Source organism: Microbacterium sp. ER1 (assembly GCF_023383675.1).
Taxonomy (GTDB): domain Bacteria; phylum Actinomycetota; class Actinomycetes; order Actinomycetales; family Microbacteriaceae; genus Microbacterium.
Genome location: NZ_QCXO01000131.1, coordinates 72754 through 86576 on the forward strand (window position 1 = coordinate 72754; position 13823 = coordinate 86576).

At 71.1% G+C, this 13823-nt stretch carries 13 protein-coding genes; 8 read left to right on the forward strand and 5 right to left on the reverse strand.

Annotated features, from left to right (window positions below; all coding sequences use genetic code 11):
• Positions 1-2: 2 nt before the first annotated feature.
• Positions 3-1073, reverse strand: coding sequence for a hypothetical protein (locus BV453_RS06985; RefSeq protein ID WP_025102727.1), 1071 nt, complete (start codon positions 1071-1073; stop codon positions 3-5).
• A 117-nt stretch (positions 1074-1190) separates the two neighbouring features.
• Here BV453_RS06985 and BV453_RS06990 point away from each other — a divergent pair, with 117 nt between their 5' ends.
• Positions 1191-2600, forward strand: a complete 1410-nt coding sequence (locus BV453_RS06990) for an ATP-dependent RecD-like DNA helicase (protein WP_249521206.1) — start codon at positions 1191-1193, stop codon at positions 2598-2600.
• A gap of 14 nt (positions 2601-2614) precedes the next feature.
• On the opposite strand, the gene BV453_RS06995 is transcribed toward BV453_RS06990, so the two are convergent.
• Together BV453_RS06995 and BV453_RS07000 are read right to left on the reverse strand one after the other, a co-directional pair.
• Positions 2615-3262, reverse strand: coding sequence for a heme oxygenase (biliverdin-producing) (locus BV453_RS06995; protein WP_249521207.1), 648 nt, complete (start codon positions 3260-3262; stop codon positions 2615-2617).
• 56 nt (positions 3263-3318) lie between these two features.
• Positions 3319-3633 carry a DUF2470 domain-containing protein gene (locus BV453_RS07000; RefSeq protein ID WP_249521208.1) on the reverse strand — a complete coding sequence of 105 codons (315 nt, stop codon included), beginning with the start codon at positions 3631-3633 and terminating at the stop codon, positions 3319-3321.
• Between the two features lie 85 nt (positions 3634-3718).
• Here BV453_RS07000 and BV453_RS07005 point away from each other — a divergent pair, with 85 nt between their 5' ends.
• The 3 genes from BV453_RS07005 (at position 3719) to BV453_RS07015 (ending at position 7425) form a co-directional block, all read left to right on the forward strand.
• Positions 3719-4999: a serine hydrolase gene (locus BV453_RS07005; protein ID WP_025102723.1), complete on the forward strand. Its 1281-nt coding sequence runs from the start codon at positions 3719-3721 to the stop codon at positions 4997-4999.
• 26 nt (positions 5000-5025) lie between these two features.
• A complete protein-coding gene (gene corA / locus BV453_RS07010; protein ID WP_025102722.1) occupies positions 5026-6042 on the forward strand; it encodes a magnesium/cobalt transporter CorA in 1017 nt (338 codons plus the stop codon).
• A gap of 72 nt (positions 6043-6114) precedes the next feature.
• Positions 6115-7425 (forward strand): xylulokinase, encoded by a 1311-nt coding sequence (locus BV453_RS07015; protein WP_249521209.1) that lies wholly within the window; start codon positions 6115-6117, stop codon positions 7423-7425.
• Positions 7426-7431: 6 nt separating this feature from the next.
• Here the strand turns inward: BV453_RS07015 and BV453_RS07020 are convergent, their stop codons facing one another.
• Positions 7432-8040, reverse strand: coding sequence for a hypothetical protein (locus tag BV453_RS07020; protein ID WP_249521210.1), 609 nt, complete (start codon positions 8038-8040; stop codon positions 7432-7434).
• Positions 8037-8978 carry a sugar-binding transcriptional regulator gene (locus BV453_RS07025; RefSeq protein WP_249521211.1) on the reverse strand — a complete coding sequence of 314 codons (942 nt, stop codon included), beginning with the start codon at positions 8976-8978 and terminating at the stop codon, positions 8037-8039. The genes BV453_RS07020 and BV453_RS07025 overlap by 4 nt, the downstream gene beginning before the upstream one ends.
• 147 nt (positions 8979-9125) lie before the next feature.
• Here BV453_RS07025 and BV453_RS07030 point away from each other — a divergent pair, with 147 nt between their 5' ends.
• Genes BV453_RS07030 through BV453_RS07045 form a run of 4 tightly spaced genes read left to right on the forward strand, consistent with a single transcriptional unit; the run spans position 9126 to position 13822 of the window.
• The gene (locus BV453_RS07030) at positions 9126-9776 is read left to right on the forward strand and encodes an SIS domain-containing protein (RefSeq protein ID WP_249521212.1); all 651 of its coding nucleotides are present in this window, start codon (positions 9126-9128) and stop codon (positions 9774-9776) included.
• Positions 9773-11230 (forward strand): xylulokinase, encoded by a 1458-nt coding sequence (locus BV453_RS07035; protein WP_249521213.1) that lies wholly within the window; start codon positions 9773-9775, stop codon positions 11228-11230. The genes BV453_RS07030 and BV453_RS07035 overlap by 4 nt, the downstream gene beginning before the upstream one ends.
• Positions 11231-11270: 40 nt before the next feature.
• Complete coding sequence (locus BV453_RS07040) at positions 11271-12326, forward strand: NAD(P)-dependent alcohol dehydrogenase (protein ID WP_249521214.1); 1056 nt, start codon at positions 11271-11273, stop codon at positions 12324-12326.
• A complete protein-coding gene (locus BV453_RS07045; protein ID WP_025102715.1) occupies positions 12323-13822 on the forward strand; it encodes a sugar ABC transporter ATP-binding protein in 1500 nt (499 codons plus the stop codon). The genes BV453_RS07040 and BV453_RS07045 overlap by 4 nt, the downstream gene beginning before the upstream one ends.
• The last annotated feature ends 1 nt before the right edge of the window (position 13823 follow it).

Here is a 13823-nt window from a genome sequence, read left to right on the forward strand (position 1 = left end):
CCTCACTGCCCGAGGTCGTCCGGCGATCCGACGCGGATCGAGGCGGAGCCGTCGGGGAGGATCGCGATCGATCCGTTCACGCGGAACGGCACGTCTTCGGAGACCGGCTCGACGGAGCCGTCGAACAGCGACTGGATCTCGACCTCGACGTGCGCCACGGCGGTCGTGGGCGGGATCTGCCAGTGGCCGTCGTCGGAGGGCGCGACCATGATCTCGGGCTGCTGGGCGATCGACCACTTCGGGGGCGACGCGATCCGGTTCTCGACGCGGAGCCCGAACGGGCAGGCCGTGGGCTGGAGCACCTCCTGCGTGGTGCAGCCGGTGAGGAACTCCTCGACGCGCTCCTGGACGACCTCGACGAACTCCTCCGTCGGCTCCGACTGCACGTCCAACGGGGTCACGGCGAGCGGCTTGTCGGCGAGGACGCCGTGGCCGGACGACTCCGAGATCGCGGTGTCCACGGTGACGGAGTAGACACCGGGGGTGAAGACCAGCAGGGGCAGCGGCTCGAGCGGAGCGGCGGCGGCGCCGGCGGCGGAGACCTGGCGACGGTCGACCTCGAAGCCGTTCACGGCGAAGCTGTCGGAGCCGCGCACCGTGAGCTCGACCACCGCCAGGGGGCTCGTCGTGAAGCGCCAGTTCGGGGTGACCCCCGCCCAGCCGTCCTGCGTGACGTGGAAGGTGGTCGTCCCGGAATGGCCGCCCGCCCGGTAGCTGACCGTGACCGCGGTGTCGTCGCCGGAGGTCTCTTCCGACTCGACCTCGATGTCGGTGAGCGGGCCGAGGGCGGAGCGGCGCAGCATCGCCTCGGATGCGGCGGGGTCGATCCCGGCCTCGTCGAGGGTCTCCCGATCGATCGCGACGCCGGGGACCCGGAGGGCGTCGGCCGCGCGCCCCTCGGCGAGCAGATCGAGATAGCGGACCACGAAGGCCGACGGACCGTAGAACTGCCGGTAGAGGGTCGCACCCCCGGCGCCGATCGCGGCCAGCAGGAGGACGCCGATGAGCCCGAGGATCGCCAGATCGGCGCCCAGGCGCGACCGCCGGGGCGCGCGCGTCCCGGCCCGCTCCATGCCGGTCAGTCTAGGAGGGCGTCCTGAGGGGACGCCGAGCGTCGGCGAGCCCCCACCGGACGGGGCACGTACCATGGGGGAGCGTCCCGTGTCCGACCCGCCAGCCCTGTGAGAACCGTGTCCCTTCCCGCCCTGTCCGAGGAGCAGCAGGAGTTGTTCCGGCTCATCGAGGACACCAGGGAGCACGTCTTCATCACGGGACGCGCGGGCACCGGCAAGTCCACGCTGCTGCAGCATTTCGCCTGGAACACGAAGAAGCAGATCGCGATCTGCGCCCCCACCGGCGTCGCGGCCCTGAACGTCGAGGGGCAGACGATCCACTCTCTCTTCCGGCTGCCGATCGGGCTGATCGGGGACGGGGACATCGACCAGAACGATGCGACCCGCCGCATCCTCAACGCGATCGAGACCCTCGTCATCGACGAGATCTCCATGGTCAACGCCGACCTCATGGACGCGATCGACCGCTCCCTCCGGCAGGCCAGGGGCCGACGGGGCGAGCCCTTCGGCGGCGTGCAGATCGTCATGTTCGGCGACCCGTACCAGCTCGCCCCCGTCCCCCCGCGCGGGGACGAGGCCCGGTACGTGAAGGATCACTACCGCTCTTTCTGGTTCTTCGACGCGAAGGTGTGGGCGGGCCCTTCGACAGGCCCTTCGACAGGCTCGGGGACCCAGGGGGGCCAGGGGGCGCTGTTCGAGGTGGACACCCGGGCCGAGCTGCACGTGCGGGAGCTCGTGCAGATCCACCGCCAGTCGGACGACGGCTTCAAGTCCATGCTCAACGCGGTCCGCTACGGCCGGGTGACGGCGGAGATCGCCGGGATCCTCAACGCCCAGGGCGCGCGCATCCCTCCGGACCCCGAGCCGGGCGAGGTGCCGATGATCACCCTCGCCACCCGCAACGACATCGTGAACAGCATCAACAGCCGGCATCTGGCCGCGCTCCCCGGCAAGGAGCAGACCGCGCGGGCGGAGGTCAGCGGCGACTTCGGACGCGGAGAGGCCTCCCTCCCCGCCGAGTCCGAGCTCAAGCTCAAGGTGGGGGCGCAGGTGATGTTCCTGCGCAACGACACCGCGATGACCGGAGAGCCGCCGCGCTGGGTCAACGGCACCATCGGGACGGTGACCCGCATCCTCGGCGGGACCGTGCGCGTGGAGATCGACGGCGAGGAGGTCGACGTCGAGCCGGCCGTCTGGGAGCGGTTCCGGTACGCCTACGACCCGAACACGAAGAAGCTCTCCCGGGACGTCGTGGCCGAGTTCACCCAGTTCCCGTTGCGCCTGGCCTGGGCCGTGACGATCCACAAGTCGCAGGGCAAGACCTACGACCGGGCCGTGATCGACCTGGGCTCCGGGGCGTTCGCGCCGGGGCAGACCTACGTCGCCCTCAGCCGTCTCACGTCGCTGGACGGCCTCTACCTCTCCCGACCCCTGCGGCCGAGCGACATCCGCGTGGACGAGGACGTGCGGCGGTTCATGCGCGATGCGTGGCTCGCCGCCTCGACGCCCGAGCTGCCGCGGACCTGACGGCGACCGCCGGGTCAGGCGGCGGCGCGGGCGCGGTCGAGGTCTTCGAACAGCTCGGTGTTGAAGCGGTACGCGAGGAGCACCTCGTCGATGACGCGCTCGCGCTCGGCCTCGTCCCACGGAGCGGCGTCGAGCTGCTCGCGATACACGTCCTTGAAGGCGGAGGGGTCGGCGATGTCGTCGAAGAGGTAGAAGCCGATGCCGTTCGTCTCGAAGCCGAAGCGCCGCGCCATCACCCGGCCGATGAAGATGCCGCCGGAGAGGTCGCCGAGGTAGCGGGTGTAGTGGTGGGCGACGAAACCGCCCGCCCACGTCGCGCCGACCTGACGGATGCGCTCGACGTAGCGCTCCGTGGTGGGCAGCGGGGCGATCCGCTCGCGCCACTCGGGCCCGAGGAGGAAGGCGAGGTCGGCCTCGAGCGCGGGGAGGCGCGTGAGCTTGTCGCTCAGGAACACCGACGCCACCGGGTCCTGGCGCATCCGCTCGCCGGCGCCCTCGAGCGCGTCGTAGATGAAGTAGTGCTGCGCGACGAGCGCGATGTAGTCCTCGCGCGACCCCTCGCCCTTGAGGAGATCGGACATGAAGCCCGCCGTCTCGCTGCGGGAATGCGAACCGGAGGAGCGCTCCCGGAGGGCGGCGGAGAAGGAGAGGATCTCGGGCATGGCTTCAGTGTAAGGGCAGCCTAACCTTGGAGGGAAGCCCGGGGCGCCGCCGGCGGTCAGTCGTGAGGTCGGGGCTCCACGCCGAGGCGGGCGCAGGCGTCGTCGTACAGCGCCACGATCTCCCGGCGGACCTCCCGGCGCTCGGTGATGGGACCGCCCGGCCACGGCACCCGGAGCTCCGACGCCGCGCCGCCACGCGAGACCTCCCACACTCCGGCCTCCCCGTCGAAGCCCGTCATCACGGCGCCGTCGACGTCGTCCACGGGCGGTGCGGAGAAGGCGCGGGCTATGAGCAGGTTGTCGTCGGTGTGGTCGTCGTTCATGTGGCGGAGGACGGCGGCGATCACGTCGGCAGTGAAGTCATGGGGCACAGGGACACCCTACGACGGCTCGCGGGGCCGACTTTCAGCATCCGCGCTCTAGACTCAGGAGACACGTCTTCGGGGGTTCCCACACATGCAGCTTCTCTCGTCGCGCCGGTGGCGCGCCGCAGCGGCCACGGCGGCCGTCCTCGGTCTCGTCCTCACCGGATGCTCCTCTGAGGAGACCTTCAGCTATACACCGCCCGAGCAGGTCGACGCGACCCTGCCCGACGAGACCGTCGCCGCGCTCCAGGGCGCCGTCGACAACGCGATCGCGGCCTCCGGTGCAAGCGGCGCGATCGTCGGCGTCTGGGTGCCGTGGAGCGGGACCTGGGTCGCCGCCACGGGCACGCAGAGCAAGGCGGACGGCGGCGAGCTCTCCACCGACATGTCGTTCCGCATCGCCGACGTGACCCGCCTGATGACCTGCGACGTGCTCTACGCGCTCGCCGACGAGGGCACGGTCGAGCTGGACGCGAAGGTGCCGGAGTACGTCTCCGGCGTCGCCGACATGGACGACATCACCCTGCTCGACCTCTGCAACGGGACCAGTGGAGCCGGCTCCTCGGAGAAGACGGTCAAGGCGGCGTGGAAGAACACCCCCGACCGTGTGTGGGCGCCGCTCGAGCTCGCCGGGTACGGCCTCGGTCGCACCCGCGTGGCTCCGCACACGACGTTCCGCGACTCCGACGCCGGGTACCTCCTGCTCGGGCTCGCCCTCGAGCGCGCGTCCGGGATGAGCGCGCGTGAGCTCATCGCGGAGTACGTCACCGAGCCGCTCGAGCTGGCCGAGACGTCGCTTCCGCCCGCGGCCGCCGCGCCGCCCTCGGACGGCCCCGTGCTCGAGGGGCACTACATGAACAAGGGCGAGGGCGGGTACGACTGCGCCGCCCCCGTCGACATCACCACGCTGTCGTCGAGCACCGGCTTCACCGACTCCGGGGCCGTGTCGACCATCACCGATCTCGGTCGCTACATCCAGGCCGAGGCCACGCAGGCCCTGCGCACGAAGGACGATCCCGACCGGTTCGCCACTCCGCTGCCCGTGGCCGAGGACGCGCCGACCTGGTACCAGGCGACCGGGGGAGCGTACATCGCCGGGTCGATGATCGGTCAGCACGGGTGGACGCCCGGGTACGCGACCGCGGCCTACTCCGATCCGACCACGGGGTTCACGGTCGCGGTCGTGCTGAACGACTCCACCGCCGGAGCGGTGTTCGCTCAGCAGCTCTCGTGGGAGCTCGCGGCGATCGCCTCCAAGGCGCCGGCCGCGTCCGGGGAGACGGCACCCGAGTTCGGTCTCCCCTTCACCGCGGAGCAGTACCACGCGGCGACGGCGGAGGCGGCTCTTCCCTGCATTCCGCCGGCGGAGTGATCCCGGCCCGAGCGAGCGAGGTCCGGATGGCGATCGTCGACAACGCGATCTACGTGGACGGAGTGCGCGCCGAGAACCCGCGCAGCTTGAACGAGACGTTCGAGCGGATCCGTGAACGGCGGGGGATGGGGTGGATCGGCCTCTACCGCCCGAGCGCGGAGGAGGTCCGGGCCGTCGCCGACGAGTTCGGCATCCACGAGCTCGTGGTCGAGGACGCCCTGTCCGGCCATCAGCGCGCCAAGCTGGAGCGGTACGGCGACGTGCTGTTCATGGTGCTGCGGCCCGCGCGCTACCTCGACGAGCGCGAGGAGGTCGAGTTCGGCGAGGTGCACGTGCTGGTCGGGCCGGACTTCGTCGTGACGATCCGTCATGCGGAGTCGCCCGACCTCGGCCGCGTGCGGCGGCGGCTCGAGGCCGACCCGGCGCTGCTCGCCCACGGTCCCGAGGCGGTGCTCTACGCGATCCTCGACGAGGTGGTCGACGAGTACTCCCCGGTCCTGGCCGGTCTCGAGAACGACATCGACGAGATCGAGGGTCAGCTCTTCGAGGAGGACGCCGACGCGACCCAGCGGATCTACGACCTCGGCCGCGAGGTGATCGACTTCCAGCGGGCGACCCAGCCGCTGGCCGGCATGCTGGAGGCGCTGCTGCGCGGCTCCGAGAAGTACCGCGTGAGCGAGGAGCTCCAACGGTACCTGCGCGACGTGCTCGACCACACCCTGCGCGTGAGCGACAAGGCGGCCACCTTCCGCTCCGTGCTCGACAACGCCCTCACGGTCGAGTCGACCATCGTCGCGCGGCGCCAGAACGACGAGATGCGCCGGATGACGGAGCTGAGCATCCGCCAGAACGACGAGGTGAAGAAGATCTCCGGCTGGGCCGCGATCCTCTTCGCCCCGACGCTCGTCGGCACGGTCTACGGCATGAACTTCGACCACATGCCCGAGCTGCACTGGGTGTTCGGGTACCCGATGGCGGTGCTGCTCATGGTCGCGATGGGGGTCGGGCTGTACGCGGCCTTCAAGCGCAAGGGCTGGCTGTAAGCCGGTCCGCAGCGGGACCCGGGTCGCGGCCGTCGCGACGGGCGGTGAGGTCGGGCATGGGATGATCGCACCATGGAACTCGTGGCGGGAATCGACTCCTCGACGCAGTCCTGCAAGGTCGTCATCGTCGATGCGGTCTCCGGCCGGGTGATCCGGGAGGGTCGCGCTCCCCACCCGCCGGGGACCGAGGTCGATCCCGAGGAGTGGTGGCGTGCTCTGCAGGCGGCGATCGCAGTCGCAGGCGGCTTCGACGACGTGGAGGCCTGGGCGATCAGCGGTCAGCAGCACGGAATGGTCGCGCTGGACGCACAGGGCCGGGTCGTCCGGCCTGCTCTGCTGTGGAATGACTTGCGCTCGGCCGACGCCGCCGCCGCGCTCATCGCCGAGCACGGTGCCGCGGTTCTCGCCGCGCGTACGGGACTCGTGCCCGTGCCCTCCTTCACGCTCACCAAGGTGCGCTGGCTGCGGGAGCACGAGCCCGCGAACGCGCGCCGGGTGGCCTCGGTGGCGCTCCCGCACGACTGGCTCACGTGGCGCCTGCGCGGCTTCGGACCGGAGAGCGAGCGCGGCGCCGTGCTGGAAGAGCTCGTCACCGATCGCTCGGAGGCGTCCGGCACCGGGTACTGGACCGATGCCGGGTACGACCGCGAACTGTTCTGCGCGGCGCTCGGACAGGATGCGATCCTGCCGCGGGTGCTCGCGCACGACGCAGCCGTCGACGACGCCCGGGGGCGCCCGGTCGGTTCCGGGTCCGGGGACAACGCCGGCGCGGCGCTCGGTCTGGGCGCGGGCGTCGGCGACGTGGTGCTCTCGCTCGGCACGAGCGGCACCGTCTTCGCCACGAGTGCGCACCGCACGGTCGATCCCACCGGAACTGTGGCGGGCTTCGCGGATGCGGCCGGCGGCCATCTGCCCCTCGTCGCCACGGTGAACGCCGCCCGGGTGCTCGACGTGGTCGCGGCCCTTCTCGGCGTCGACCACGATGGGCTCGGCCGACTCGCCCTCGCCGCGGAGCCCGGCGCGGGCGGACTGATGCTCGAACCGTACTTTGAGGGAGAGCGCACGCCGAACCTCCCGGATGCGACCGGGACGCTCTTCGGCATGACACTCGGGTCGACGACGCGGGAGAACCTTGCCCGCGCGGCGTTCGAAGGGGTGCTCGGCGGTCTGCGCTACGGCCTCGACGCCATCCGGGACCTCCGGGTGCCGGCTGAACGCGGGATACTCATCGGCGGCGGTGCGCGGTCGGCGGCGGTGCGGGCGATCGCGCCGCTGATCCTCGACATCCCGATCGACGCGCCGCCGCCCGGCGAGTACGTGGCGTGGGGCATGGCCCGTCAGGCGGCGCGGGCGCTGGGGCGGGATCTGCCTCCGGCCGCCTGACCGCGATCAGGCGAGGATGTCGGCCCAGGCCGCGGTCCGGTCGCCGACGAGATCGGTGCCGACGACGACCCAGTCCGCCCCCGCCGCGGCGAGGGCTGCGGCGTCAGCCCGGCGCACGCCGCCGTCGACGCCGATGCGACGCGACGGCGAGGATTCCCGCAGGGCGGTGACCTTGGCGAGGACGGCGCGGTCGAAGGCACTGCCGGCCTGACCCGGCACGATCGACATGCAGAGCACCGCCATGTCCGCCGGCACGCTCGTCGCCGGCGTCTGCGGTGACACTGCCAGGCCGGGCGTGCCGCCGCGCCGCGCGATGCGATCGACGGCGGCCTCCCAGTCGTCGCTCTCGACGTGCACGATCACGAGGTCGCAGAAATCGGTCCACGGATCGACCTCCACCGCCGAACGCCGCGCCATGACGTGTGCCTCCGCCGTCAGACCGGTCTCAGCGGCGAGGGTCGCCGCCTCCTCGGGGCGAAAGCCGCCTGCCGCGGCGAACCGTCCGTCGGTCGTGTCCCAGTGCAGGCGGCGCAGTCCGGCCGCCCGCAGCCGCTCGGCGGTCGCCCGTCGTTCGGTCGCGGGCACCGACCACAGCGACCCGGCGACCTGGATCACGCCTCCTCCGCGAGCACGGCCTGGGCGAGCGCGTGATCGGTGAACAGCTCGGTGATGAGGCCTACCCGGGAGACCGTGCGGATCGCGTCGGCTTTGGCGGCGCCGCCCGCCACCGCGACGACGCGGGGCACCTTCTGCAGCTCGGCGTAGGAGATGTTCACGCAGCGGTCCTGGAACTCCTCGTCGACCGGGGTGCCGTCGCTGCCGATGAGGATCCCTGCGATATCGGCCACGCATCCCTTCTTCAGGGCATTCGCCAGATCGTCGATGGGGAGCACGTCCCGCACCTGCGACACGGGCGGGTCCCACGCGCCGACCGAGAGCAGGGCTGTCGTGACGGAGGGGAACAGGTCCATCGCGGAGCGGATGTCGGGGTGATTGCGCAGGCTCGCCGCGGTCTCGCGATCCCCGACGATGAGCGGCGAGAAGATCGGGTAGACCGCGCCGCCCGCGCGCCGCGAGGTCTGTCGGACAACCTCGATGGGGGAGGAGGCGAGATCGCCGGCGACCACGCCGGTGAGCTGCACGATCGACAGGCGCGGCAGATGGGCGAACTGGCTCGCGGTGGCCGTGAGCGTGCGCCCCCAGGTGACGCCCAGCACCTCGTCCTCATGGAGGGTGTCGCTGAGAGCGCGAGCCGCGGCAGCGCCGATCTGGCGGCGGACGTCGTCGTCGTCGCCATGGGAACGGACGACGAGGCAGTTCTCGAGGCCGAGCTTGTCCTGCAGGCGCTGACTGAGCTCGACGTCCGGCAGGCCCCAGTCGTGGATCTCGATCGTGACCACGCCCTCCTCCTTGGCGCGAGCGAGCAGCCGGGCCACCTTGAAGCGGGAGATACCGAGGGCATCGGAGATCTCGACCCGGGATCGATCCTCCAGATAGTGCGCCCTGGCCACCGCCGCTATCAGTGCGCGCTCGTGTTCCAGGCCCTTGGGCACATCGCTCGTTTGAGCGCTGAAATCACGAAATTGTGACATATGTGATTCTGCCTTCCTCCGGCTCCGACCGCTTTCCTATGCTCAAACGTACATCCAAGCATCACAGATGAGCGAAGTGAATCTTCACGCGCGATCAAAGGAGACGTGTTGACGGTCAATGACGACATCCTGGCGGTGGCGCGCGAGCGCTTGCGGGCCGAGGCCGATGCCGTGACGGCGCTCATCGACACGCTCGACGACACCCTCGTGACTGCCGCGTCGCTGATCCTCGCCGGTACGGGCAAGCTCTTCGTCGGCGGCTCGGGGACGTCCGGCACCGTGGCCCGTCGCATGGCGCACATCCTGTCCGTCACCGGCACTCCCGCACTGCCGTTCTCCCCGATGGACGGCCTTCACGGCGCGTCCGGAGCGATCACGGCCGACGACATCGTCCTGCTCATCTCGAACGGCGGGGCCTCCGACGAGGTCGTGCAGCTCGCCCGCATCACCCGCGGTCGCGGTGCCCGTGTCATCGCGCTCACCCGGAGCCACACGACCCCGCTGGCACAGCTCGCCGACCACAGCGTGGCCGTCGCGGTGTCGCCCTCCGCCGACATCGGCGGCATCGTGGCCACCGGCATCACCATCGCCCAGTCCGCCTGGGGCGACGCGCTCGCCGAGGTGCTCATGCGCGGCCGCGGGTACACGTGGGCGGAGTTCATGACCACGCACCCCGCCGGTGCGGTCGGTCGCCTCGAGGACCTGCCGTCGGACCCGGCGCGCATCGTCATCCCCGCTCCCGGCGGAGGTGCGCGATGATCGACGTCGTCGCCGGAGTCGACAGCTCGACGCAGTCCTGCACCGTCGAGCTCAGGGACGCCACGACTGGAGCCCTCATCGGCACCGGTCGGGCGCCGCACCCGATCACCCACCCGCCCGTGAGCGCGCAGGACCCCCAGGCGTGGTGGGAGGCGCTCGTCCTCGCCATGGCCGAGGCGCGGGCCGACCACGACGTCCGCATCGTCGGCGTCGGCGTCGGAGCGCAGTGCCACGGACTCGTCGTCTCCGATGCCGACGGAGGGGTGCTGCGTCCCGCGCGCCTGTGGAACGACACGACCTCCGCCGGTCAGGCGGCCGCGCTGGTCCAGGCCCGCCCCGCATCCTGGTGGGCCGAGGAGATCGGCATCGTGCCGTCGGCGGCGCTCACCCTGCCCAAGCTCGTCCAGCTCGCCGAGACGGATGCCGAGACGTGGGGCCGTACCCGCCACCTCGCCGTGCCGCACGACTGGCTGACCTTCCGCCTCACCGGCCGTCACGTCACGGACCGCTCCGATGCGTCGGGCACCGGCTACTACGCGGCCGCCGCAGGGCGGTGGCGCACCGACATCCTGGACGAGTTCGTAGGACCCCGCGACTGGGCGGCCCTGCTGCCCGAGGTCCTGGGACCCGACGAGGCCGCCGGACGCATCCTCCCCGAGGCCGCCGCGGCGCTGGGCATCGATCCTGCGGCCGTCGTCAGCGCGGGCGGAGGCGACCAGCACCTCGCGGCGCAGGGCATCGGTCTCGGCACCGGCGACATCGCCTACAGCCTCGGCACCTCCGGCGTGGTATTCGCCACCACGCCCGACCCGGTCGTCGACCCCCGCGGAGCCGTCGACGGCGTGGCCAACGTCACCGGCGGGTACCTGCCGCTCGTCTGCACGCTCAACGCCACCAAGGTCACCGACACGATGGCCGGGCTGCTCGCCGTCGACCATGCGACGCTGACGGCCCTCGCCCTCGACGCGCCGCTCGATCCCGAGCGTCCCGTGCTCGCCGCCTACCTCGACGGGGAGCGCTCGCCGCGGCTCCCCGCCGCGCGGGGCATGCTCGCCGGACTCACCACCGCGACGAGCCGCGAGCAGCTCGCCCTCGCCGCCTTCGAGGGCGTCGTGCTCGGCCTGGTCCGCGGCGAGCGGGCCCTCGCCGACCTCGGCATCGCGGTGACGGGGAACACCATCGCCATCGGTGGCGGCGCGCGGTCGCTCGCCTACCGGCAGGTGATCGCCGACCTCACGGGTCGCCCGGTGCACACCGTCGACGCGCCCGAGGGCACCGCCCGCGGCGCCGCCGTGCAGGCCGCGGCCGTGTGGCGCGGGACCACGGTCGCCGCCGTGACCGCGGAGTGGCGGCCGGAGGTCACCTCCGTCACCGCCCCCGCCGCCGATCGCACCGACATCGCGGACCGCTACCTCGAGCTCGCCGAGCTCCAGGCCGACGGCCAACGGTTCTAGGCGGACGCATGCCCGCTTCCACAGGAGAGAGAGGACACCCATGACGGAGATCCCCACCACCATGACCGCCAGCGTGCTGCGGGGGGTGAAGGACCTGGCGCTCGAGGAGCGCCCCGTCCCGGTCCCCGCGGCCGATGAGGTGCTGATCGAGGTCGCCAGCGTCGGCGTCTGCGGCTCCGACGTGCACTACTACGAGCACGGCCGCATCGGCCCGTACGTCGTCGACAGCCCGCTCATCCTCGGCCACGAGGTGAGCGGACGAATCGTCGCGGTGGGTGCGGACGTCGAGCCGGCGCGGATCGGCCGGCGCGTCGCCATCGAGCCGCAGCGGCCCTGTCGCCGCTGCGACTTCTGCCGGGCGGGCGACTACAACCTCTGCCCGCAGATGGCCTTCTACGCCACCCCGCCCGTGGACGGTGCGTTCTGCGACTACGTGCTCATCCAGGACGACTTCGCCTACGACGTCCCCGACTCGATCAGCGATCACGCCGCCGCCCTCATGGAGCCGCTGTCGGTCGGGATCGCGGCCGCGCAGAAGGGCGGCATCAAGGTCGGCGACACCGTGCTGATCGCCGGAGGCGGTCCCATCGGCATCATCACGGCGCAGGTCGCGAAGGCGTTCGGTGCGGTCGACGTCGTGATCGCCGACATCAACCCGGCCCGCCGCGAGCTCGCCGCGTCGTACGGTGCGCGCACGATCGATCCGGCCGCCGACTCCACGGTGGAGCTGAAGGCGAACGTGTTCATCGACGCCTCCGGCGCGACGCCCGCCATCGTCAACGGCATCCGCTCCACCCGGGCCGGCGGCACGGTCGTGCTCGTGGGCAGCGCCGACGAGTTCCCGCTGTCGGTGCCCGAGGTCGCCATGCGCGAGCTCAACGTCACCGGCATCTTCCGGTACACCGGCACGTGGCCCATCGCCCGCGCGCTCCTCGAATCCGGTCAGGTGGAGCTCGACTCGCTCGTGACCCACGTCTACGGCATCGAGCAGGTGGAGGAGGCGCTGTCGGGCGAGGGATCGATCGACTCCCTCAAGCGCATCGTCCTGCCCCGCGTCCGGCGCGTCGACGAGCCCGCCGTGAAGGCGGCGTCATGACCGAGGCCCTGCTCTCGGTCGAGGGCGTCTCGAAGTCGTTCCCCGGGGTGAAGGCCCTGGACGACGTCTCGTTCGACGTGCGTCCCGGCACCGTCCACGCCCTGTGCGGAGAGAACGGCGCCGGCAAGTCGACGCTGATGAAGATCATCAACGGCATCTACCAGCCCGACGCCGGGACCATCCGGGTGCGCGGCGAGGAGGTGCGGATCAAGAACCCCATCGACGCCCGCGCCCGCGGCATCGCGATGATCTCGCAGGAGCTCAACTACGTGCCCGGCATGACCATCGCCGAGAGCTTCTTCCTGGGCCGCTTGCCGATGAAGTTCGGCAAGGTCGACTGGCGGTTCATCCGCAGCGAGGCCCGGCGCATCCTCGCAGAGGAGGGGCTCGACTTCTCCATCAACCGCCGTCTCGGCACCCTCACCGTGTCGGAGATCCAGACGCTCGAGATCCTCCGCGCCGTGTACCACAGCGCGGACGTGCTGATCATGGACGAGCCGACCTCGGCGATCGCGCACAAGGAGGTCGAGTCGCTGTTCGCGAAGATCCGCGACCTGCGCGCCCAGGGCAAGTCGATCATCTACATCTCGCACAAGATGGACGAGGTCTTCGAGCTGGCCGACGACATCAGCGTGCTGCGGGACGGCACGGTGGTGAGCTCGCAGCCGGCCTCCGAGATCACGTCGAGCCAGGTGATCGCGCAGATGGTGGGCCGTGACCTCGACCACCAGTCCTACCCGAAGGAGCGCGTCGAGATCGGCGACACGGTCTTCCGGGCCACCGGGCTGTCCGCCGAGCACATGTTCGAGGACATCGACCTGCACATCCGCGCCGGCGAGATCGTCGGGCTCGCCGGGCTCATCGGCGCCGGGCGCAGCGAGGTCATCCGCGCCGTGTTCGGCCTCGACAAGCTGGACGCCGGGGAGATCGAGGTCGACACGCAGACCGTGAAGATCAAGAACCCGACCCAGGCGATCAAGGCGGGCGTCGCGATGCTGTCCGAGGACCGCCGGCTGGTGGGGATCGTCCCGCAGCTGAGCATCATGAAGAACGCCACCCTCGCCAGCCTCCGCAAGGTGATCCACGGCGGCTTCGCCCGGCGTCGGGAGGAGGAGGAGCTCGTCACCGAGTACTTCCGGAAGATGAACGTCAAGGCGCCGAGCCTGCAGACGCGCATCGCGAACCTCAGCGGCGGCAACCAGCAGAAGGTGCTCCTGGCCCGCTGGCTGATCGCCGATCCGAAGGTGCTCCTCCTCGACGAGCCGACGCGCGGCATCGATGTGGGCGCGAAGTTCGAGATCTACAAGATCATGACCGAGCTCGCCCGCCAGGGACGCGGCATCCTCATGATCTCGTCCGAGCTCCCCGAGCTCATCGGCATGTGCGACCGCATCTACGTGATGTCGGCCGGACGCCTCACCGCGGAGCTGACGCCCGATCAGTTCTCGCAGGAAACCATCCTCACCTACGCCATGAATGAAATCGAGGTGGCATGAC

Coding starts and splice junctions, on each gene's coding strand:
- BV453_RS07045 (WP_025102715.1), top strand. CDS start 12,323: ATGACCGAGGCCCTGCTCTCGGTCGAGGGCGTCTCGAAGTCGTTCCCC.
- BV453_RS07035 (WP_249521213.1), top strand. CDS start 9,773: ATGATCGACGTCGTCGCCGGAGTCGACAGCTCGACGCAGTCCTGCACC.
- BV453_RS06985 (WP_025102727.1), bottom strand. CDS start 1,073: ATGGAGCGGGCCGGGACGCGCGCGCCCCGGCGGTCGCGCCTGGGCGCC.
- corA (WP_025102722.1), top strand. CDS start 5,026: ATGGCGATCGTCGACAACGCGATCTACGTGGACGGAGTGCGCGCCGAG.
- BV453_RS07005 (WP_025102723.1), top strand. CDS start 3,719: ATGCAGCTTCTCTCGTCGCGCCGGTGGCGCGCCGCAGCGGCCACGGCG.
- BV453_RS07040 (WP_249521214.1), top strand. CDS start 11,271: ATGACGGAGATCCCCACCACCATGACCGCCAGCGTGCTGCGGGGGGTG.
- BV453_RS06995 (WP_249521207.1), bottom strand. CDS start 3,262: ATGCCCGAGATCCTCTCCTTCTCCGCCGCCCTCCGGGAGCGCTCCTCC.
- BV453_RS07015 (WP_249521209.1), top strand. CDS start 6,115: ATGGAACTCGTGGCGGGAATCGACTCCTCGACGCAGTCCTGCAAGGTC.